Annotated in this window: 22 protein-coding genes; 3 read left to right on the forward strand and 19 right to left on the reverse strand. The window is 33.7% G+C overall.

Annotated features, from left to right (window positions below; all coding sequences use genetic code 11):
- Position 1 precedes the first annotated feature (1 nt).
- The 4 genes from hpaE to hpaH form a co-directional block, all read right to left on the reverse strand.
- Positions 2-1,516, reverse strand: a complete 1,515-nt coding sequence (gene hpaE / locus NNL09_RS25440) for a 5-carboxymethyl-2-hydroxymuconate semialdehyde dehydrogenase (protein ID WP_196911253.1) — start codon at positions 1,514-1,516, stop codon at positions 2-4.
- Positions 1,516-2,259, reverse strand: coding sequence for a fumarylacetoacetate hydrolase family protein (locus NNL09_RS25445; protein ID WP_025667726.1), 744 nt, complete (start codon positions 2,257-2,259; stop codon positions 1,516-1,518). Before NNL09_RS25445 ends, hpaE begins: the two co-directional genes overlap by 1 nt.
- 69 nt (positions 2,260-2,328) lie before the next feature.
- Positions 2,329-3,129, reverse strand: a complete 801-nt coding sequence (locus tag NNL09_RS25450) for an aldolase/citrate lyase family protein (protein ID WP_196911254.1) — start codon at positions 3,127-3,129, stop codon at positions 2,329-2,331.
- 4 nt (positions 3,130-3,133) lie between these two features.
- Positions 3,134-3,937 (reverse strand): 2-oxo-hept-4-ene-1,7-dioate hydratase, encoded by an 804-nt coding sequence (gene hpaH / locus NNL09_RS25455; RefSeq protein ID WP_196911255.1) that lies wholly within the window; start codon positions 3,935-3,937, stop codon positions 3,134-3,136.
- A 125-nt stretch (positions 3,938-4,062) separates the two neighbouring features.
- Here hpaH and NNL09_RS25460 point away from each other — a divergent pair, with 125 nt between their 5' ends.
- Positions 4,063-4,974, forward strand: a complete 912-nt coding sequence (locus tag NNL09_RS25460) for an AraC family transcriptional regulator (protein ID WP_025667723.1) — start codon at positions 4,063-4,065, stop codon at positions 4,972-4,974.
- Between the two features lie 52 nt (positions 4,975-5,026).
- Here the strand turns inward: NNL09_RS25460 and NNL09_RS25465 are convergent, their stop codons facing one another.
- Positions 5,027-5,323: a hypothetical protein gene (locus NNL09_RS25465; RefSeq protein WP_025667722.1), complete on the reverse strand. Its 297-nt coding sequence runs from the start codon at positions 5,321-5,323 to the stop codon at positions 5,027-5,029.
- Between the two features lie 442 nt (positions 5,324-5,765).
- Here NNL09_RS25465 and NNL09_RS25470 point away from each other — a divergent pair, with 442 nt between their 5' ends.
- Positions 5,766-8,000, forward strand: a complete 2,235-nt coding sequence (locus NNL09_RS25470; protein ID WP_196911256.1) for a transglycosylase domain-containing protein — start codon at positions 5,766-5,768, stop codon at positions 7,998-8,000.
- A 28-nt stretch (positions 8,001-8,028) separates the two neighbouring features.
- Here the strand turns inward: NNL09_RS25470 and NNL09_RS25475 are convergent, their stop codons facing one another.
- The 14 genes from NNL09_RS25475 to NNL09_RS25540 form a co-directional block, all read right to left on the reverse strand.
- The gene (locus tag NNL09_RS25475) at positions 8,029-8,601 is read right to left on the reverse strand and encodes a phosphatase PAP2 family protein (RefSeq protein ID WP_025667721.1); all 573 of its coding nucleotides are present in this window, start codon (positions 8,599-8,601) and stop codon (positions 8,029-8,031) included.
- A gap of 22 nt (positions 8,602-8,623) precedes the next feature.
- Positions 8,624-8,851 carry a hypothetical protein gene (locus NNL09_RS25480; protein ID WP_025667720.1) on the reverse strand — a complete coding sequence of 76 codons (228 nt, stop codon included), beginning with the start codon at positions 8,849-8,851 and terminating at the stop codon, positions 8,624-8,626.
- A gap of 74 nt (positions 8,852-8,925) precedes the next feature.
- Complete coding sequence (locus tag NNL09_RS25485; protein WP_196926498.1) at positions 8,926-10,011, reverse strand: OmpA family protein; 1,086 nt, start codon at positions 10,009-10,011, stop codon at positions 8,926-8,928.
- Positions 10,012-10,161: 150 nt separating this feature from the next.
- Positions 10,162-11,532 carry an MATE family efflux transporter gene (locus tag NNL09_RS25490; RefSeq protein ID WP_196911257.1) on the reverse strand — a complete coding sequence of 457 codons (1,371 nt, stop codon included), beginning with the start codon at positions 11,530-11,532 and terminating at the stop codon, positions 10,162-10,164.
- A 192-nt stretch (positions 11,533-11,724) separates the two neighbouring features.
- Positions 11,725-13,113 carry a M20/M25/M40 family metallo-hydrolase gene (locus NNL09_RS25495; protein ID WP_025667717.1) on the reverse strand — a complete coding sequence of 463 codons (1,389 nt, stop codon included), beginning with the start codon at positions 13,111-13,113 and terminating at the stop codon, positions 11,725-11,727.
- 19 nt (positions 13,114-13,132) lie between these two features.
- The gene (locus tag NNL09_RS25500) at positions 13,133-14,011 is read right to left on the reverse strand and encodes a PPK2 family polyphosphate kinase (RefSeq protein ID WP_025667716.1); all 879 of its coding nucleotides are present in this window, start codon (positions 14,009-14,011) and stop codon (positions 13,133-13,135) included.
- A 136-nt stretch (positions 14,012-14,147) separates the two neighbouring features.
- Entirely contained in the window at positions 14,148-14,669 is a 522-nt protein-coding gene (locus NNL09_RS25505) for a hypothetical protein (RefSeq protein WP_196911258.1), read from the reverse strand.
- Between the two features lie 116 nt (positions 14,670-14,785).
- Positions 14,786-15,949, reverse strand: coding sequence for a sigma-54 dependent transcriptional regulator (locus NNL09_RS25510; RefSeq protein ID WP_025667714.1), 1,164 nt, complete (start codon positions 15,947-15,949; stop codon positions 14,786-14,788).
- Positions 15,949-16,848, reverse strand: coding sequence for a hypothetical protein (locus NNL09_RS25515; protein ID WP_025667713.1), 900 nt, complete (start codon positions 16,846-16,848; stop codon positions 15,949-15,951). The genes NNL09_RS25510 and NNL09_RS25515 overlap by 1 nt, the downstream gene beginning before the upstream one ends.
- A 39-nt stretch (positions 16,849-16,887) precedes the next feature.
- Entirely contained in the window at positions 16,888-17,790 is a 903-nt protein-coding gene (locus tag NNL09_RS25520; protein WP_370540762.1) for a mechanosensitive ion channel family protein, read from the reverse strand.
- Positions 17,791-17,794: 4 nt separating this feature from the next.
- On the reverse strand, positions 17,795-19,093 hold the full coding sequence (locus NNL09_RS25525) for an ABC transporter permease (protein WP_025667711.1): 1,299 nt from the start codon (positions 19,091-19,093) through the stop codon (positions 17,795-17,797).
- Entirely contained in the window at positions 19,086-20,015 is a 930-nt protein-coding gene (locus NNL09_RS25530) for an ABC transporter ATP-binding protein (protein ID WP_025667710.1), read from the reverse strand. Before NNL09_RS25530 ends, NNL09_RS25525 begins: the two co-directional genes overlap by 8 nt.
- A 318-nt stretch (positions 20,016-20,333) precedes the next feature.
- Positions 20,334-21,443, reverse strand: a complete 1,110-nt coding sequence (dnaJ, locus tag NNL09_RS25535; protein ID WP_025667709.1) for a molecular chaperone DnaJ — start codon at positions 21,441-21,443, stop codon at positions 20,334-20,336.
- A gap of 6 nt (positions 21,444-21,449) precedes the next feature.
- A complete protein-coding gene (locus tag NNL09_RS25540; protein WP_025667708.1) occupies positions 21,450-21,995 on the reverse strand; it encodes a nucleotide exchange factor GrpE in 546 nt (181 codons plus the stop codon).
- Positions 21,996-22,155: 160 nt separating this feature from the next.
- On the opposite strand from NNL09_RS25540, the gene NNL09_RS25545 reads away from it, so the two are divergent.
- The gene (locus tag NNL09_RS25545) at positions 22,156-22,827 is read left to right on the forward strand and encodes a YceI family protein (RefSeq protein ID WP_196911259.1); all 672 of its coding nucleotides are present in this window, start codon (positions 22,156-22,158) and stop codon (positions 22,825-22,827) included.
- Positions 22,828-22,855: the final 28 nt, after the last annotated feature.

Consider the following 22,855-nt stretch of genomic DNA (forward strand, 5'->3'; position numbering starts at 1 on the left):
ACTATTCAATCCCCAATTTTGGGATATCATGATCTCCTAGTGCTATAGAGATATTTTTGGTTTCCATATAAAAGTTAAAACTATACTCTCCGCCATCTCTTCCTATACCACTGTATTTAACACCTCCAAAAGGTGTAGGCAGATGTCTTACATTTTGAGAATTTATCCAAACCATTCCTGCTTCTACTTGGTGTGCTATTCGATGCGCACGGCTTACATCTTTTGTCCAGATATACGCTGTTAATCCATATTTTACAGCATTGGCTATTTTAATTGCCTCCTCTTCAGTTTCAAATGGAATTACAGTTAAGAATGGTCCAAAGACTTCTTCCTGGGCAATACGCATATCTTTTGATGCATCAATAAAAAGTGTTGGATTTACATAACATCCCTTTTCTAACCCATCTGGTTTACCACCACCTACTGCCAGAGTTGCGCCTTCATTTTTTCCTATTTCTCCATAATTCAATACTTTTTCCTGATGTGTAGGATGAATCATAGGACCAATTTCTGTTACTGGGTCTAATGGGTGCCCTACTTTTATAGCAGCGACTCTCTTTTTTAGTTTTTCAACGAAATCAGAATAGATATCTTTTTGTAATAGTAATCTACTACTTGATGTACATCGTTCTCCGTTAAGACTGTATTTCATAAAAATTGCAGCATCTAAAGCCCGCTCTACATCAGCATCATTAAAAACAATAATAGGATTTTGCCCTCCTAATTCTAAATGCACTCTTTTTAATGTTGGTGCTCCTTGTTTCATGATATGGCTACCGGTTGTAGTCTCCCCAATAAACGCTACTGCCTTTATGTATTCGTGTTCTGTTAATGATTTCCCTGCTTTTTCTCCAAAGCCGTGCACAACATTCCATACTCCTCTTGGCAATCCTGCCTCATGTGCTAATTCTGCAAGTCTGTTTGCTGTTACAGGGCTAAATTCTGCAGGTTTATGAACAACAGTACACCCTGCTGCCAGAGCTGGTGCTATTTTCCATGTACTTAGCATAAACGGAGTATTCCAGGGAGTAATGATCCCAACCGGACCTATGGGTTGACGAATGGTATAATTTGCATGATGAGTATCTGGTGTAGATAACCCATTTTGTGCATCAATAACCTTATCAGCAAAATACTTAAAGTTTGCAGCACCTCTAATCGCTGCTTTTTTCATAAAGCGGATAGGTTGTCCTGTATCATAACTTTCTAACACTGCAATTTCGTCTGCATGTTCTTCTATTTTTTCTGCTATGGCATATAAAATATCTCGTCTGTTTTTATGAGACATCGCTTTCCATTCTGCAAAAGCATCCATTGCCGCCTGCGCTGCATTATCGATATCTTCTTTATCACTTTCGGCCACGTGGGTTATAAAGTTTCCATCTATAGGTGTCGTATTCTCAAATGTTTTTCCTGAAATTGCTTCAACAGTGTTTCCATTGATAAGATTCTTGATACCTCTTTCTTTTAATTGAGGTAAAAACCGTTGTAATAATTCTAAATTCTTGTCTAACATTATTCTGCTATTAAGTAATTTTCTAATTTTCCGATACCTGCTACTTCACATACTACTGTATCTCCGGGATAAATATGTGATACTCCTTCTGGAGTTCCTGACCATATCATATCACCGGGATTAAGTGTCATAAAACCTGACATATATTCTATTAATTCTGCAATGCTATGTCTAATATTTTTGGTATTCCCTTCTTGCCTTAATTCTCCATTAACCCAGGTTTTAAGGGAAACATTATTAGGGTCTATATCTTTGGCATCGACCATCCAAGGGCCACAAGGCCCCCAGGTATCAAATCCTTTTGCTTTAAGTGGTGGTCTGTAATAATTAACCACAAAATCACGAACTGTGATTTCATTGCCCACCATATAATATCCAACATAATCTAATGCATCTGCAGCTTTAACTTTTCTGCAAGAACGACCAATTACTGCCACAAGTTCACATTCGTAATGCATATAATCTATCCCCGCCGGAACAATAATATTAGATGTATGCCCAATCATTGTGTGGGGCATTTTATGAAACAATATGGGATATTCTGGAATCTCTAATTTTAATTCCTTGGCATGATCTGCATAAGCTAAAGCCACACCTATCGCTTTACCAACTCCCTGTGGATCGACAGGTGGAAGAAACATAACATCATCAGGATTAAATTCTTGTGTACCTTTTAGTATTGTATTATTTTCATAAATTCCCTGATGGATTCCTCCATTATATGCAAATCTTACGTGTTTCATACCTATATATTTATTGTTTTTATCGCTGAATCAAATTCTCACTATCACAATCATTGTACTTTTCACAAATTAGTAGTGCGTATTTGACGTATTATTCTTTTGTTCTGGTTTATAATCTTCTGCTAATCCTTTTGCTGCTTTTGCTAATAAAAGAGTATCAATCCCAACTCCAATCATATTAGCACCATGCTCACTATAATAGTTAACAATTTCTTTTGAGACAGACAGGAAACCTGCTGTTTTTCCTTTAGTCTTAATACACTGAATAGCTTTTACTATTACCTCTTTTACTTTTGGGTGGTTGGGTTGTCCCAAATACCCCATAGATCCAGCTAAATCTGCTGGTCCAATAAATACTCCATCTACTCCATTTACTGCTAAGATTTCTTCCAAATTATTAATTCCTTGAACAGATTCTACCTGGCAGATCAAACACATTTCATTATTAGCATCTAGAAAGTAATCATTAGTTCTATTCCATTTTGATGCTCTTGCCAATGCTGTACCTATACCTCTACATCCTTCTGGGGGATAACGCATTGCCTTTACAAGTTCTTCTGCCTGAGATGCACTTTCTACCATAGGAATTAACAAACTTTGCACTCCAATATCCATAAGTTGTTTTATAAGTACCGAATCCCCAACAGGTGGACGAACAATAACCTGCACATCATATGCAGCCATTACTTGTAGTTGAGTCTGAATAGTTCGTAAATCAAATGGAGCATGCTCTCCATCAATTACAATCCAATCAAATCCAGAACCAGCCAAAATCTCTGCTGTAATGGTATCTACAATACCGTTCCATATACCATAAATGGTTTCACGATTGCATACTGCTTCTTTGAATGTGTTTTTAGAAATTTTCATGGTATTACATAAAATTACAAGTTATTTTTCCCAATGAATTATAATCAGCGGTAATAGTATCTCCAGCTTTTACAATAACTGGACGTGTAAAAGAGCCTGCCAAAATGATTTGCCCTGCATCTAATGTTATATTATGTTTTGCGTATTTTTTTGCTAACCAAATGACCCCTTTGGCAGGATGATCGAGTACCGCTGCAGCAACACCAGACTCCTCTATAGTTCCATTTTTGTATAATAATGCGCCTACCCATCTTAGATCTATATCTCGAGGATTAATTCTGGTATTGCCCAAAATAATCCCTGCATTCGCTGCATTATCCGAAATCGTATCTTTAACAGTTCTAACGTAATTGGTCTTGGGGTCTACTCGATAAGTACGTGCTGCAATAAGTTCTAGTACAGGCACTACATAATCTGTTGCATCCAATACATCTTCTATTGTAAGAGTATCGCCAAAAAGTGGTTTTTTTAGCACAAAAGCTAGCTCTACTTCTATCCTAGGGTCTAAAAAATCAGAAGTCTTTATCTCACAACCATTTTCATAAACCATATCGTCTAGTAGTGTTCCATAGTCAGGTTCATTGATATTCATAGCGACTTGCATAACCTTTGAAGTAAGCCCAATTTTATACCCGACTACTTTTCTACCTTCTTTTTTTTTGATATTAACCCACTCTTCCTGAATTTGATAGGCATCATTGATATCCATCTCGGGAAAATAATTTGTTGTGGCTACTACCTGTTTTTTATTTTTTTCTGAATCATGTAACCGATTTGCTTCCTCTTTTATTTGTAATGAAGTTAACATAGTATAATTTATTAGTTGCAATCTCGTTTATTTAAAAACAAAGTAGATTCATAAAAGTGCTATAATTGTTGCACTTTTTGTTTTTTCATTATTATTAGTGTAGCATAATGAGTTATTTTTGATGTATGAAAGATAAAGATTTGATTCGATTAGATAAATTCTCGGATAAAAAAGATTTACCCTTTTTTATGCGTCCCTTACTTCATGAAAAAAACAGAAATAGAAAAGACAGAGATCCACATCGTCATACATATCATGAGATTATTTATTTTAAATCTGGTGAAGCACTTCAGAACATAGACGATGAGCTTGTGAATCTAAAAACTCCAAACACTTTTTATTTAATAGAGCGAGGGCAGGTACACGATTTTATTAAAGGAAAAAACATGCAAGGTTTTCTAATTCGTTTTGACAGTGAACTTATTCCTTTTCAAACAACAATCGATAACATCTCTTTTTTATCAATAATTCATAATATATCCAAGGTAAATACAATTGTTTTAGACAAAGATGATGTATCACATTTTGAAGCAATTTTGGATCAACTTCATTATGAGTACTTATCTCCATTATATTCTTATGGAAGAAGGAATACAATCGTTTTTTTATTACTTACTTTATTAGTAAAATTACAACGAAAATGCAATGAAATCAATAGCGGTAACCAAAATTTAAATCAATCTTATGAAAAAAAGATGTATTATAAATTTCTAGAATTATTAGAACTTAATTTCTCTAGTTATCACGAGTGTGATTTTTATGCTCAGGAGTTAGGTTTATCAAATAGAAAACTAACCGAAATCACAATGCTTGTTAATGGGTCTTCGAGCAAGAAAATAATTATTGATCGCATAATTATTGAAGCAAAACGATTACTTCTTTATAGCCAAATCAGCTCGAAAGAAATCTCTTTTATACTAGGATTCGAAAGCCCTTCATATTTTAGTAGGCTTTTTAAAAATAAAACAGGAGAATCTCCTAATTCATATAAAAAAAACATAAAAAGTAAAGAGAATGTATACTTCGAAAAAAAATGATCTTTATTTATGTCGCTATCTTATCTGAAATAATAACATAATAGTCATAAGGTTACTTATCATCAATACCTGCTACCTGATCTTTATTCACTTCTTCAGGTATATTATTGCTAGCACTTACACTTTCTTCTTCCTCTTCAAAACTTTCCATAGTATCTGCCAGACGTTTGCTAATTTTAACCAAATAGATTGTCTCTTCTGTTCTTACTTCTACAGCTTCTATTGCTTCATTATGTTGGTTTCTAAAATGAACTATATCTCTATCATTATAACCATCGGGAAACTTTTCTACTAGTAGGTTTAAAATGTCTTTGTTAAGTTTTTTGTAGTCAACAATTACTCTTTTCATAGGACTCACAGGTTTAAGAATTAATTCTATACTTTACATATTTAAAACAACATTTTTTTTGCTAAATGCTATTTTCTCGATTATAAATCTTGGTGTATTTTTTATTCACTTACTCCAAGTAATTTTCAATTGAGTGTATATTATTTCACTGAGTAATTTGTTACTACAAGTCTAAATAAAAAAAATGAAACTTTTAAGAAATCAACTTTAAAAATCAATTATTTTTTTAAAATTTTTACTTGTTAAAAATTTTAAATTTTTATCTAATCATAACTTATTTCCGAAAGTTTTCAGAAAATTTATGTGTATTGCTTCACTACCTTTTTCAGTACTCATAATAATAATCGATTGTATTATTCATTAGAGATTTTATAAAAAGTAAGAAACTCATATCCCCTAATAATATGGCATTTTCGACGTTATGTATGTCGGTATTATGATTATGATAAAGACAATATTTAAAAAAAAATGGATAAAATGGCTATTCTATGCTATTGGTGGGTTCATTTTCTTCAGCATTTGCTTTTATGCTAGTATATATTTTGGTTTCTGGGGTAAATTACCTAATAAAGAAGAATTAGGTTCTTTAAAACAGGCCGAGGCAACTCAAGTATTGGATAAAGATGGCCATATGATAGGTAAGTACTACATCTATGACAGACAACCTATATCGTACGAAGATTTACCTCAGCATCTTATAGATGCACTAGTAGCTACAGAGGATGTACGTTTCTATGAGCATGATGGTGTAGATAACACAAGTTTGCTACGCGTATTTTTTAAGACCATTTTACTTCGGGATAAATCTTCAGGAGGCGGAAGTACCATAACTTTACAGTTGGCAAAAAATCTCTATGGAAGAAGAAAATATAAGTTATTTAGTACCGTAATCAATAAATTGAAAGAATCTTTTGTTGCCAAAAGAATAGAAGATATATATTCTAAAAAAGAGATTCTCACACTATATTTTAATACTGTTCCGTTTCCGGATAACACTTACGGAATTGAAAGTGCTTCCCAGAAATTCTTTAACAAATCTACTCATCAATTAACACTCTCTGAAGCTGCCACACTTGTTGGAACACTTAAAGCCAATCATAGTTATAATCCAAGACTGTTTCCCGAAAGAAGCCAGTTAAGAAGAGATGTTGTACTTCAACAAATGGTTAAATATGGGTACCTAAGCGCTCATCGATCAAATCAAACCATGAGTCAGCCTATCATCATGGATTATCAATATTTTAATCACGACCTTGGGTTGGCGCCTTATTTCAGAGAAGAAGTAAAAAAAGAATTGATCAACATCTTAGAAAAGCATAAAAAACCAGACAGTAGTACTTATGACATCTATAATGATGGTTTGATTGTACACACTACTCTCGACTACAAAATGCAGATTTTGGCAGAAGAAGCTATGAAAGAGCATATGCAAGTATTACAAAACGATTATGAAAAATCTTTTGGTAGTGCTGCTCCCTGGAAGACCGATAAAGACCTTGTTAAGAATGCAATCAAAAACCTTAAAATCTATGCTATATACAAGGAACAAGGGTTGACAGAAGCGCAAATTGAAGATTCTCTTTCTGCAAAGAAAGACATAGAACTATTCGAGTGGAGTGGTAACATTACCAAAAAAATATCTTCTCTGGATAGTATACAACATTATTTAAAATTTCTGAATACCGGAATGATTGCTATCGAACCAACAACAGGTGCAGTACAAGCATATCTGGGAGGGATTGATTATCGCTATTTTAAATATGACCATGTTTCGCAAAGCGAAAGACAGGTTGGTTCTACTTTTAAACCTTTTGTGTATACCACTGCTATAGAAAATGGTATGAAGCCTTGTTCTTATTTCTCGACAAAAGAGATCACCTATACAAATTTAGACAACTGGACACCTAAAAATGCATCAGAACAAAATGATCCATATCTTAATTTTACACTAGAAAAAGCGCTTAGTAACTCTGTTAATACTATTGCAGTAAAGGTGCTCAATAAAGTGGGTATTCCTAAAGTTGTAGATCAGGTAAAAAAACTAGGAGTCACTGCTATACTTTCTGAAGAACCTGCAATGGCGCTGGGTACAGATGGTATCAAATTAAAAGAATTAGCAGGAGCTTATGCAAGTTATGTAAATGAAGGTAAAAGTGTGAAGCCTTATTATATTTCGAGAATTGAAGATAAAAATGGTCGTTTAATTGCTTCTTTCGAACCCGAAATAGCTGAGACTCCTGCCTATAATGATTATACCAGGCAAGTGCTTTTAGAAATGATGAAATCTACTGTAGAGCAAGGTACTGCAACCAGACTTAGAACCACCTATAACCTCAAAAATGATATTGCAGGTAAAACAGGAACCACTCAAGACAATAAAGATGGTTGGTTTGTTGGGATTACTCCAAATCTAGTAACGATCACCTGGGTAGGAAATGATAATTACAATATTGGTTTTAAAACTACTGCTTTGGGGCAAGGAGCCAATACTGCACTACCAATTTTTGCCAAATTGTATCAAAAGATGAACCTGGATAGTACATTTGATCCTATTACAAAAAGTAAATTCGAAGAAAGTGCAAAGGAAGTTTTAAAGGATTTGGATTGTAAACCCGAAAAAAGAGATAATTTCTTTAAGCGTCTTTTTGGCAAAAAGAAAAAAAAGAAGAGGTTTTAAGCTAAAATATATATCAGCCTACTTCTTATCATCTGACTTCTCCGTATTTCTTTACCAGAAATGTATGTAGCCTAAACGCTCCCACTCCTAATAAAATACCTATTGCCATACCAGTAACGATATCGCCTGGATAATGTACTCCTATATAAATTCTGCTATAACTAACAACAATAGACCATACCACCATAAATGGAAAGATATACTTTAGGTGTTTTCGTAAGGCTAATCCTGTAAAAAAAGCTAATGCCATAGAGCTAGCTGCATGACCAGAAAAATATCCATGTCGCCCACATCGTTCTGCAATAAAACGTGTAAACTCTGCTACACCATCTGCCCTACATGGCCGTGGTCGCATAAACAACACATTTTTAAACAAATTTGATAGTTGATCGGTAGCAGTAATTAATAATGCAACAACCACCAGTGTGATGATCGTACCTCTAACTCCAAAATATTTATAGAAAAAAATCAATAATACTAAATACAGAGGGATTTGGTATAATTTCTCTGTCATAAATAACCAAAATCCATCCCATACAGATGTACCCAGATTATTGAGGTATAAAAAAAGTTCTTTATCTAATTGTATGAGGTCTTCCATTGTTATGGTCGTTTATCTATTTTTATTCGTCGTAACGTTCTATTTCACGATCATAAAAATCATTAGCAGTTTTAAAAAGATTTTCTGCTTCCTCTAACAATTCTTTTTCATCATTTTTATCAAACTCTTCAAGCCATTCTATTTCATCATTTTCCAGATTGATAATACATCTCGGAAACTCGGTATGAATTACAAAAATGGCATCTGGATAATCAGTATTATCGCCTAATAAGAATTTTGGGAAGTCCATAATGAATACTTAAAATTACAAAGTTTCAAAGGTACTATCTTTTTTAAGGAAATCAGAAAATTATTAGGGAACTACTATTCAATTTTAATTTCTACTCTATTGTTTGATTCTGGATCCAAATTAGAATCTGCAGTAACAACGGGCATAGTATCTCCAGCCGCTACTATTTCGATTAAAGATTCGTCTATACCTTGTTCTACAAAATATTTTTTTACATTACTTGCTCTCATTGCAGACATGATTTCGTTTTCAAAAGATGAACCGGCATCATCTGCATGGCCAATAATTTTAACTTTGCTTACTTTAAATATCGTTACATACTGAATATAAGAATCTAATGCTTCTTTAATTTCTTTGTATGCTTCACTTTCGCCCACCAAGAATTCTACAGGTGAAAAATCAAGAGCCATATCACACACCTGGCTAGATGTAAGGTTTTTGGTATTTCTCATTTCCATTAGTAAGACATCATCTACAAAATAGTAGGCCGTATCAAACCCTCCTCCTTTTACAGATTTTCCTTTTGGGCTATCCGAGAAATATCCCAAAGAAATATATTTTTCTGTTCCTTTTGCTCTATATACTCCACAAACTTTAGTCCATCCCTTGGTATTACATACCATTTTGGAAGATTCTATATTTAAAGGAAATCTAGAGGTAGTCGTTATTTTTGGCCTTCTGGCAGTAAAATATGATCCAATAGATGAAGTACAGGAATTCGAGATGCCTTCTCCTAAAGAAACATACATATGAAAATAGTAATATTTCCCCTTGGATAATGGTTGTTTTAATTTGGCTGTTACTCCTTCTTTATAAGGACCACCGGCAATATACATTCCTACTTTACCTTCTCCTGTTCTGGGCTCCTGTTCCCCAAACTGTTTTAAAAAATTAGGTGATTTATGAATAAATCTAATATCAGCCAATCTAGGGTGATAAGCATCTGGAGAATTAATTGTAGCTTTCCAATCCTTAACAATTCCAAAGTTTTGCATCTCCATATCCAGTCGTGAAATAGCTGCATTTGTAGCTTCGAAACTAGGGTTAGGAATAAGGTTTTGATTTTTACTATGAACAAAGTTTTGACTTATACTACTCTGTGTAACCAATATCATAAACGTTACAAGCAGTAGACAAAATCTAGAATTTGGGACTCTCATATTTTGTATTCTCTTTTTTTGGAAAGATAGTTAATTATTCGTTAATACCAAATAAACGTAATAAGTATGAAAATGGTATTTGGTCTTTATTTTTATTTAAAAAATTACTTCTAAAGCCTAGATTTTACAGGTAAAAAAGACGTTATGATTTTAATTCTTATGAATTAAACCTTTGGTCAAAGCATTAAATCTAAGATATAGAAGCAATGCAGAAACAGAAAGGCCTGCCAGCAATCCAATCCAAATTCCTGAACTTTTATATTCTGTATATAATCCTAAATAATAGCTAATAGGAAATCCTACTACCCAATAGGCTATAAATGTAATTAAAGTAGGGATTTTAACATCCTGAAGACCTCTCAAGGCTCCTAATACTGTAACTTGTATCCCATCGGAAATTTGAAATAATGCAGCAATAACTAATAGTTTTGCTGCAATGGCAATCACCTCGGTATTATCTGCCATATTTTCGGTATCTTCTATATCAAGATATATTCGAGGAAGTAAATCGTTAAACAGAACAAATACTAAAGCAAACACAACTGCTAATAAAAAAGTGAGCAGAAATATTGAAATTGCAATTCTTCTTAGGTCTATAAAATGCTGAAGCCCTTTTTGGTTACCTACACGCACCATTGCAGCCACACTTAATCCCATAGCTATCATAAACGTCATAGAAGATAGGTTTAATGCTATTTGATTAGCTGCCTGTGAGTTTTTACCTAAAATACCTGATAACCATATCGCAGCAGTAAAAATTGCCACTTCAAAAAACATTTGTAATGCAGAAGGAAATCCTAAGGCTATTATTCTATTTATCATTTTTCTCTCTAGCGAGAAAAACTTGATATGAGTCACATATGAGGTAGATTTTTCTTTATTTTTTAGGAAAACCCATAAAAAGATAACCATTACAAACCTTGAAGCTAATGTTCCGACGGCTGCTCCTACTATTCCCATTTGCGGAAAACCAAATTTTCCAAAAATCAATACATAATTGAGGGCTATATTTACCAAATTAGCAACCAAAGTTGCATACATAGGATACTTGGTCATAGACAATCCATCTGAAAATTGCTTTAATGCCTGAAAACTTACTAGCGGAATCAAAGAAAAAGCGACCAGATCCAGATATGGTATTGCCAGTTCGACCACCTCTGGAGGTTGTTTCATTAAATACATCAATGGTTTCGCTACGAGTATCAACAAAAATAATGCAATTCCTAATGTAGTACATAGAAATAACCCATGCTTAAATGCTGATTTACCACTAGCAAAATTGTTTTCTCCATCGGCCTCTGCCACCAATGGTGTTATTGCAGTAGAAAACCCTATCCCCAAAGACATCGCTATAAACATAAAACTATTACCCAGAGATACAGCTGCCAACTCTGCGGTACCTAACTGTCCCACCATAATATTATCGACTAAGCCAACAAAAGTATGTCCCAACATACCCAACATTACTGGTGTAGCCAACTTTAGATTATATCGAAATTCTTTAGTGTATTGTTGTAGCATTTTACAATTTTGAAGACGCAAAGGTATTAGAACTCGAAATAAACTAAATGATTCTTATCGTATATTTAACGTTATTTTTTTAATGGTTAAATATTCTGGAAATTACTAGTTCTAAAAAAGTCAAGGTAAAATGAGTTGATAGTTTATCATAACCGCCAGTTATTTCATTATTGACAAGAACCCACGAAAATATTATTTCGTTCCATACTTATCAAAAAGATACATCAAACTGGTCATTGTAGCAGCACCTAGTTCGAGTTCTCGTTTATTAACGGCATCAAAAGTATCATTTTTTGCATGATGATAATCAAAATAACGTTGTGAATCTGGTCGTAATCCCGCGAGTACAATTCCATCTTTTTTAAGTGGCCCGATATCGGCACCGCTTCCGCCTTGAGTGAAAGAATGTATCAAATAGGGTTCGAAAAGAGGTTTCCAGTCTTGTACCTGGGCGAAATTAGCATCATCACAATCAAACGAGAAGCCTCTGGGGGTAAATCCTCCCGAATCACTTTCTAAAGCAAAAACGTGATTCTCTCCTTTATCTTTAGCAATTTTTGCATATTTTTTACCACCCCGTAATCCATTCTCTTCATTCATAAATAATACTACGCGAATAGACCGCTTAGGCGTATATCCTATTTCTTTAAATAGTCTTAATACTTCCATAGATTGTACTACTCCTGCCCCATCATCATGAGAACCATCTCCCAAATCCCAAGAATCTAAATGCCCACCAACTACCATATATTCTTTAGGAAATTCACTTCCTGTAATCTCGCCAATCACATTGTATGATTGTACATCTTTCCAGGTACGGCAGTTCATATTAATATGAAATTTAATTTTAGGATTTAATGTTAACATAGAGCTTAACAAATCTGCTCCATTAGTACTTATTGCTGCGGCAGGAATTTTATCTATATCTTTCAGGTCACCATAACTCATTGATCCTGTATGAGGGAAATCATCTAGTCTAAGGTTCATAGAACGAACAAGTACTCCTACAGCACCAAACTTAGCTGCTTCTGCTGCTCCAGAATATCGTTGATCTACACACCCTCCGTAAGCTCTAAATGTTTCGATAAGATCTGCTTGCATAGGTCTGTTAAAAAACACTATTTTCCCTTCAATCTGAGCAGTGCCTAGTTTTTTGAGTTCTTCTAATCCTTTAACTTCTACAATAGGAGCTTTAATACCTCCTATTGGTGTTGGCACAGAGCCTCCTAATGCGCAAATTGGCACATTGGTCGTTATGCCTGGTTCTGTTTCGATATAGGCAAATTCTGTTACACCACGAGTCCATTTTGGTACCATTACCGGTTGTAACCATACTTTATCCAAGCCTAGCTTTTTTAACTCTCTTTCTCCCCATTCTACAGCTAGTTGAGCATTGACAGAACCAGAAAGTCTCCCCCCGATTTGATTAGAGAGATAATCCAGCCATGCATAACTTTTACCATCAAGTAGTGAGGTATCATATATTTTTTTTAATGTAACAGCATCTTCTTTTACTTCATTCTGTGCAAAGCTATTAAGTGATAAAATTGCAAAAATGATGGGGATTATAGTTCTTACCATAGTATTTTCTTAAACTTTTTTATTCGTTCTCTAATTCTTGTTTATACAAATCCAGATTAGCTTTTGTTTTGTTATCTAATTCTGGTTCTTGTATATCATCATATTCTTTTAGTGTTGTATATAACGTTTTTGCTACAATATATCGTGCTACGGGTTTATTATCGGCAGGAATCACATACCATGGGGCATGTGGTAAAGAAGTTCTATTTATGGCATCCTGATAACAATCCTGATATTGATCCCAAAGTTTACGTTCTTTTAGATCTCCTGCAGAAAACTTCCAGTTTTTTTCTTTCTTCTCTAGTCTTCGAAGTAACCTGTTCTTCTGTTCTTCTTTTGATAAATGCAAATAAAATTTATAAATCAAAGTACCGTTTTCGGCAATATGTTTTTCAAAATTTCGAATTTGTTCAAAACGTTGCTCCCAAAATGCATCATTAATATCTTCGACTGTATTGATATGAGGTATATTTTCTCCCATTATATATTCTGGATGTACTCGTGTTACCAAAACATTTTCGTAATGTGTTCTATTGAAGACTCCAAACTTTCCTCGTTGTGGCAAAGCGATATAGTGTCTCCATAAATAGTCATGACCTAGTTCTAACGCTGTAGGCACCTTAAAACTGTGAACAATAATACCACGAGTATTGAAATCTTTAAATACTTCTCTAATCAAACTGTCCTTACCAGCGGTATCCATACCCTGAAGACAAACCAGCACAGCATACTTGCCATGGGCGTATAAAGTATCCTGAAGCTTTCCTAATTTCTCACGTGTTTCTTCGAGTTCTTTCTCAATTTTTTTCTCGCTCTCATTAAGGTCAAAGGTGGTTGGGATTTTGGATAATTCTACGGTATTAGATACCATAAAATCTTTATGATTTATCTTCTTCATACTATGATTTGTGTTATCACCCGAAAGATACTAAAGTTTTGGGTTTGTAGGAAAATAGTTTATCAATACCCATTTTTAATATATTTTTTTAACAAAATCTAAGATCTAATAAGAAACATTTGAAAAATAAGCAGGCTTACCTAGCATAAAAATCATAGCTAAATCCAACCATAAACGTATCATATCTACGTCCTAAACTCTTAACATTAAGTTCTGCAAAAATATGTACAGGTATAGAAATCTGATGTAATGCTCTTATTTTTATTTGCGCTCCATGGTTAAAACTTCCTGTTCTAAACCCCAGAAAAGCATCCTCTTCAATTGCTTCAAATTCATCTGAATCATTACCTACATATCCTATTCCGGCAGTTATTGTAGTAGGATACCAATTAAATAAAATTAAATTTACTCCAATTGCCAGTTCATTATACCCTTCATACTCTTGATCTGCACCTATAGCAAATGAACGATTGTATTCTCCTAAAAAAGTGGTGTAACAATTAAAAGCATATTCTATCCTGGCTCCTAATGCTAATTCATTTTCGAGTCCAAAACTTTTTGCCGCTGCAAATCCATAATTAGTTGCTCCCGGATCATATTGAGCAGAGGACATATGGGGTATACACAACAACGAAGTCAACAATAAAATTCTTCTCATTATTTTGGGCATATACTAGAATTGGTCGTAATATAAGACGTATTAATTACAACAATTGTTTTCATCAAAAAATATAATTGATCGTTATGATCATATAAAAGGATGAAGATTAATAATTACTTAGCCGCAAATAGTTTTACATCTTCTTCACTTACTTCGTTACCGCCAAGAATAATTAAACGTTCGACTACATTGCGTAGTTCTCTTATATTACCTGTCCAATCATATTGCTGTAATTGTTTTACAGCTTTGGGAGAAAACGTTTTAATAGGTGATCCTTGTTCTCCTGATATTTTTTTAGCAAAATACTCTATCAATAAAGGAATATCATCTCTTCTATCATTTAATGCCGGAACTTTTACCAAAATCACTGCCAATCTGTGATAGAGATCCTCTCTAAATTTATTTTCTGCTATTTCTTTCTTTAAATCTTTATTTGTTGCAGCAACTACACGTACATCTACTTTGATATCTTTATCACTACCTACTCTTTGTATTTTATTTTCCTGTAGTGCTCTAAGTACTTTTGCTTGTGCAGAAAGGCTCATATCTCCTATTTCATCAAGAAATATGGTTCCTCCATTAGCAGCTTCAAACTTACCGGCACGGTCTTTATTGGCCGATGTAAAAGCTCCTTTTACATGTCCAAAAAGTTCACTTTCTATTAATTCCCCAGGTATTGCTGCACAGTTTACTTCTATCATTGGTCCTTTTGAGCGATCGCTTTTTTGATGAATCCAGTGCGCAACTAATTCTTTACCTGTACCATTAGGACCGGTAATTAAAACTCTTGCATCTGTTGCAGCAACCTTTTCGATGATACTCTTGATATCAGAAATAGCTTTTGATTCTCCAATCATCTCATAATTTTTGGAGACTTTTTTCTTAAGCATTTTATTCTCTACAACGAGTTCCTTACGATCTAAGGCATTACGTACTGTATTGAGTAAACGGTTAAGATCTGGTGGTTTAGAAATATAATCAAAAGCACCTAACCTCATTGTATTTACGGCAGTATCCAGATCCCCATGACCAGAAATCATGACAATAGGAATCTCGGGTTTTATCTTTTTAATAGCCTCTAATACTTCTACCCCATCCATTTTTGGCATTTTGATATCACAAAGCACAAGATCGTAATCTTCTGCTTTGATTTTTTCTATACCAGAAAGCCCATCTTCGGCTTCAAAGACTTCATATTTACTATTTTCTTCAGATAAAATTTTTACCAGAACCCTACGGATTGCTGCTTCGTCCTCGATTACTAATATTTTTGCCATTATATTTTTAATTTTATTCCGCTACGAAAATAGAATGTATTTTTATCATTGATTGCTAATACATTTTCTTGATTACCATCTCGCAAACGAATTTCATTACTTAATGTATATCCTGCATATGTGTAAAACAATAAGTGTTCCGTAAAATAATATTCATACCCCAATGCTCCCATAACATTAAACATCGATACATTTTCTATTACTTTTGTTTCTCCGTTTTCATTTACATATGCTCTGTTATTTTGCAAATTACCATAAAAACGATCCAGTCCGACAAAAGCCTGAAGTGTACTTTTCTCATTAAAAAAATATTTAAGATTTGTTTTAGGAGTTCCTATAGCATAGGACCAACTTTGATGAAATCTTTTATAATAATTAATGATAGGAAGCGGAAAATTAAGGCTTGCAGGGTTAGTATACTGCACTCCTACAATTAAACGAGCCGTTTTTGGTTCTTGTATATTTTTATAGGTCTTTACAAAATATAAAGATCCTCTGTATCTAAAATCATCGCTCTCTAAACCTGATCCTTCAAAATTAGATGAAATTCCAACTCCGAATTTAGTCCCAAATCGCCAATTGTTTTTCATCTTAAAAGTATACCCTAACTCTACAGCTGCTGTATGAAAACTATTTAGTTCTCCCCGATCATCAAATCCCAACTCATCATCTATCTGAAGATTATTAAATCTATATTGTGCACCGATTACCAGGTAAGTTCCTTTATCATCCATTTTAATAGGATAATTAGCAGAAACTCTAATACGGCTATAGACATTATCACTATCGGCTTGTGGGATATATGTATATTCGATTCTTGCTAAATCAGTACTCTGACAACGTACGCCATTAAAGCTATATAATAATATGCATATCAAAATCAGGTTCTTCTTTCTCATTTTTTGGGGCGTATGTTATACTTTTCTATCTCTTTTTTTTCATTCTTTTATAATGGTAACTTCTCGTTGTGGGAAAGGAATATTAATGTTATGCTCTCTAAACAAACGATCTATTTCAAATCTAATCTCACTTTTAGGAACTCCTGATTGAAAACTATCATCAATAGTAAAAATTATTTTGAAATTTAATGAGCTATCTGCAAAATCTGTAAATAAAACCATTGGAGGTGGGTCTTTTAGCACATTTGAATTAGAAGATGCTGCCTTAATCAATAACTCTTTCACTAATTGTGTGTCGCTACCATAAGCAACGCCCACAGAAACAGATTCTCTGGTTACTGTCCCGTTTTGAGTCCAGTTATATAAGGACGAGGACATATATTTATGATTAGGGATAATTAAAACTTTATTATCTATGGTTACTGCTCTAGTCGTTCTTAATTTTATTTCTTCTACTCGTCCTACTTTACCATCTAATTCTATAATATCGCCTACATGTACCGTTTGATCTATAAAAATAAATATCCCGGATAAAATATCCTGAATAAAAGTTTGCAATGCAAGACCTACACCAACTAATAATGCAGCAGAAGCAGCAAATATAGCTGTGATATTAAATCCAATACTATCTAATGCAAAAAAGATAACAATGAGATAAATGAAATATTTTGAAAATGAGAATACCGATTCAAACTTAAGTTTATCCTGACTCTGCATTTTACGGGTAAAAACTCTCTTTGTAAGTTTTAAGATAACCGAAGTAATAACAAAAACCAGTAATACAAAAAATAATAAACCTACAGTAAGTACAAAGGGATGTTCGTCTGTTCCGAAATGAAAAATTTCATAACTAAAAAATTCTTGCAGGGTATCCCAAATATTTTTAGGAATAACTTCTTTAACCTGCTCCTTTACTTGTTCTGTAATTTCTTCCTGCATCATAGCGTTAATATTTCATCCACTTAAATAACTCTTTATAGCTTGGTTTTTTACCATACATAAGTATCCCTACCCGGTATATTTTTCCTGCCAGCCATGTGATAAAGATAATACTTCCTACTAATAGAAGCATAGAAATCAATACTTCCCACCAGGGTACCCCAAAAGGTATACGCATTAACATCACTATTGGAGAAGTTAAAGGAATCATAGAAAACACTGTAGATACTGTGCCATGAGGATTTTCTATTACAGAAAAGAACCCTACATAAATCCCCAGCATTAGTGGCAAGATAATAGGTAACATAAATTGTTGCGAATCGGTTTCACTATCAACAGCTGCACCTATAGCAGCATAAATCGAACTGTACAAAAAGTATCCTCCTATAAAATAAATAAAAAAAGACAACACTAAAGTCCCTAATGGAAGCTTCATGATATCTTGAAGTATTAGTTGTATTTCTTGCTGACTATCTCCTTGCATAGCCATCGATTGATCTATACCCACAGGTTGTGGATTTATCCCAAAAACCGAAGATACTACAGCAAGTAACACTCCACCCAAAATCACCCATATGAGAAACTGAAGAATCCCTGCAAAAGAAGTTCCCAGAATTTTACCCATCATAAGTTGTAATGGTTTTACAGAAGAAATGATAATTTCTATGATTCGATTAGATTTTTCTTCGATAACAGATCGCATTACCATATTACCATAAATGATAATAAACATCATTAAGAAATACCCCGCTACACCACCAAAAATCATTTTTATATAACTAGACATCTTTGATGTTTTCTCTCCAGAAAAGTTTTCTATTAGAATATTTACTTTGGCTTTTGAGTTTTCTATGGCATCCAGATCCAGTCCTTTTTCTTCAAAATTTTGATTGGTTAACTTATTAGCTATAATTTTTTCAATTCTATTAAGTATTGAAATACTTGGTGCTTCATCTGCATAAAACTGTATTGATTTGGCAAGTTCACTATTAGAGTTTTTCTTTGGCACATACAATAGTCCATCAAGTTTTTTGATAACTACAGAATCTTTTGCATCGTTTAAAGTTAGATGACTATAATCTATATAGTCGACATCCCCAGAATCTTTAAAATCAGTACTAAACAATCCTGTTTCATCATAGAATGCTACTTTACGAATTTCATCATTGTTTAAGGTCGCGAGCCAGGCAATTAAAGAAATCATACCTACCATGATCAAAGGACTTAAAAAGGTCATCATTACAAAGGTCTTGTTCCGAACTCGAGCTATAAATTCTCTTTTGATAATTAATTTTAGATTACTCATTCTCTGTAATGGTTTTAATAAATATCTCGTTAACTCCTGGGATCACTTCATTAAATCTCATTATTTGGCCCTTATCTGATAAATACTGTAATAATTCATTCGAGGATGTATTATTATCTAAAGTTATTTTCATTTTCAATTGATCATCAATTGTTTTAAAATCTGCGGGGGTTACATCAAACTTACCTTGTAATGTGGTATATAAATCGGTGTTATTTTCGGTTAAAATACCTACTTCGAATGTATTAGATTTATAGGCTCTCTTTATATCGGTTACCTTCCCTTCTAGTATTTTTTTAGACTTATTTATTAGGGCAATATGATCACATAATTCTTCAACACTTTCCATACGGTGAGTAGAAAATATGACTGTTGCTCCTTCATCTCGTAGTTGTAGAATTTCATCTTTAATAACATTGGCATTTATGGGATCAAAACCACTAAATGGTTCATCAAAAATTAGTAGCTTAGGTTTATGAAGTACAGTTACAATAAACTGTACCTTTTGTGCCATTCCTTTAGAGAGCTCTTGTATTTTTTTGTTCCACCAATGTGAAATATCAAATTTATCAAACCAATATGTCAAACGTTCTTTGGCTTCGGCTTTACTAAGACCTTTAAGTTGAGCCAAATACAATGCTTGTTCACCTACTTTCATAGATTTATACAGACCTCTTTCTTCTGGTAGATAACCAATATCTCTAATATGCTGTGGTTTTAACGGTTCATTATCCAGATATACACTTCCTCTATCAGGCAAAGTGATTTGATTAATGATTCTAATTAGTGTTGTTTTGCCAGCTCCATTAGGACCAAGTAATCCAAATATACTTCCTTTAGGTACCTGGATTGATACATCTTGCAATGCTGTAAAATTTCCAAATTGTTTAGTGGCTTGTTGTACCTCTAAAAGATTAGCCATAGATATAAAATATGATTGTAGTTTAATATGAAACCCGAATGATACGAAAACTTAAAAACTTATGCTAATTATGTTAATGATTAATAAGATAAAACAGCAATAAATTTGGTCTCTCTTTTTTAGCCTGAATTACGTAAGTACATAATTCTAAAAACAAAACCCACCCTGAATACAAGTATTAAGGATGGGAAAAAAATTGCTATGAAAAAGAAAAATTATCACTAAATGCGCTAGTGATGTCTCAAATATACGAATTTTTCTTAATCAAACGTTAATAGAATTATAATGATTAAAAGTAGGTCTAATCACATAATTTTATTAAGAAAACATATCTTTTACTTTTTCAAAAAATGACTTATCTCCACTATCGGGGCTAGGTCTAAAATGATCATCTTTAGCCATTTTTTCAAAAAATTCTCGTTGTTCTTTGCTTAGGGCTTTTGGTGTCCATACATTAACATGTACCAAAAGATCTCCTTTTCCGTAACCGTTAAGACTTGGAATTCCTTTTCCTCTCAATCTCAAAATCTTACCGCTTTGTACTCCATCTTCTATCTTAATTCTCACTTTACCCGATACCGTATCAATTTCTCTGGACGCTCCTAAAACAGCTTCAGAAAAACTAATGTATAAATCATAGTGTAAATTATTTCCTTCTCTCTGCAATTCGGGATGTTCCTGTTCTTCTATAGCGACCAAAAGATCTCCTGCGATTCCATTACCAGAAGCTTCATTACCTTTTCCAGCAACTTTAAGCTGCATCCCATCTTCTACTCCTGCTGGTATTTTTATGCTTACTGTTTCTTCTATAGCTTTTAAACCTTGAGCATCTGCATCGGCAGGCCTATGATCTATTGTCTGACCAGCTCCTCCACAGGCAGGGCACGGAGAAGATGTTTGCATTCTCCCTAATATAGTATTAGTAATTCTGGTTACTTGTCCTGCTCCATTACATGTACTACATGTCTTATAGGTGGTACCTGGTGCTTGAATTTTTCGTTTTACCTTAATCTTCTTTTCAACACCATTTGCGATTTCCTCTAATGTAAGCTTAACACGAATACGAAGGTTACTTCCTTTAGCTCTTCGTTGTCTTCCGCCTCCGCCGCCAAAACCGCTAAAACCACCAAATCCACCACCAAAAATATCACCAAACTGACTAAATATGTCATCCATATTCATTCCACCGCCGCCAAAGCCGCCGCCTTCAAAAGCCTGGTGTCCATACTGATCATAACGTGCCTTTTTATCAGGATCACTCAAAATTTCATATGCCTCTGCAGCTTTTTTAAACTTTTCTTCGGCAGTCTTATCCCCCGGGTTTTTATCGGGGTGGTATTCTATAGCTTTCTTACGATACGCTTTTTTTATTTCAGCTCCTGTAGCATTTTTGCTAACACCTAATATGTCATAAAAATCTTCCTTCATAATTTCTTATTGACCAGTCACAACTTTTGGAAAACGAATTACTTTCTCTCCCAACTTATATCCTTTTTCTATAACGTCTACAATCTTTCCTTTTAGATCATCATTTGGAGCAGGTATTTGGGTAATTGCCTCATGATCATCAGCATTAAAAACATCTCCCGCAGATACTTCTACTTCAGATAAACCTTTACTTTTTAAAGTTTCCTTCAGTTTGTTATGGATTAGCTCTACGCCTTCAATAAGCGCTGTATCTTCTGATTTTTCAATTTCTTTTAATGCACGATCAAAATCATCTAACACAGGTAACATTGACTGTATAACGTCCTGGCTTGCAGTTTTAAACAATTCTAAACGCTCTTTAGAGGTTCTTTTTTTATAATTTTCAAACTCGGCAAAAAGTCTTAAAAACTTGTCTTTTTCCTTTTCAAGTTCTTCTTTTAGTAGTGTTTCTGCATCTACTACCTCTTCTTTCTCTGTCTCTTCAACAGGAGCATCAAGTACTTCTTCTACTTGATCTTTTACATCTTCAGTGTTTTTATTTTTCTTACTCATGTAACTCGTACCTTTTATACGTTTTCATTTTGAATAAGCAAAAGTACTGCCATTTTTGAATTAATGTCATAATGTCACAGGATTTTTTTAGTATATATTTAAGAGTATTCCTTCTATAAAAAAATAATTTTGACATCATTTTTAACTAAAACTAATATTTATGAAAATTAAATTTGTTAGCACACTTGTTATCACTGTGCTTCTAATAACTGTTTATTCTTGTAAAGGAGAAAAACAAAACGAAACAAAAGCTAATACTCCAGAGGAGGTAAAAGAAGCTCCGGTAGAAGCTATTACGTATAATGTCGATGTTGCATCAAGTTCTATAGACTGGGTTGGATCTAAGCCTTTAGAAAAGCATACAGGAACCTTAAAGCTAGCTAGTGGTACATTTGAAACTAAAGAAGGAGCAATCACAAGTGGATCTTTTACCATTGATATGACCTCTATAAATGTCACTGATCTTGAAGGAGATGATAAAGCCTATCTGGAAGGACACCTTAAAGGAGAAGGAGAAGGAAAAGAAGATCATTTCTTTAATGTTGCTAAATTTCCGAAAGCTGTTTTTGAAGTGACCGGAATTACTGAAAAAGAAGGAAAAACTTTTATTGATGGAAATTTAACTATAAAAGGTACTAAGAAAAACATCTCATTTCCTGCCACAACTTCTGTTGAAGGTGATGTAATAACATTAAACACTGAAGTGTTTACTATTAATCGTACAGAATGGGGCGTAAATTATGGATCTAAATCGGTTTTTGAGAACCTGGGAGATAAATTCATTAATGACGATATCGAAATAAAGCTTAGCCTTAAAGCTAATAAAGCTTAATCCTGTTTTCTTTATAAAAACTATAACC

It is taken from the genome of Aquimarina sp. EL_43, assembly GCF_943422735.1.
GTDB lineage: Bacteria > Bacteroidota > Bacteroidia > Flavobacteriales > Flavobacteriaceae > Aquimarina > Aquimarina megaterium.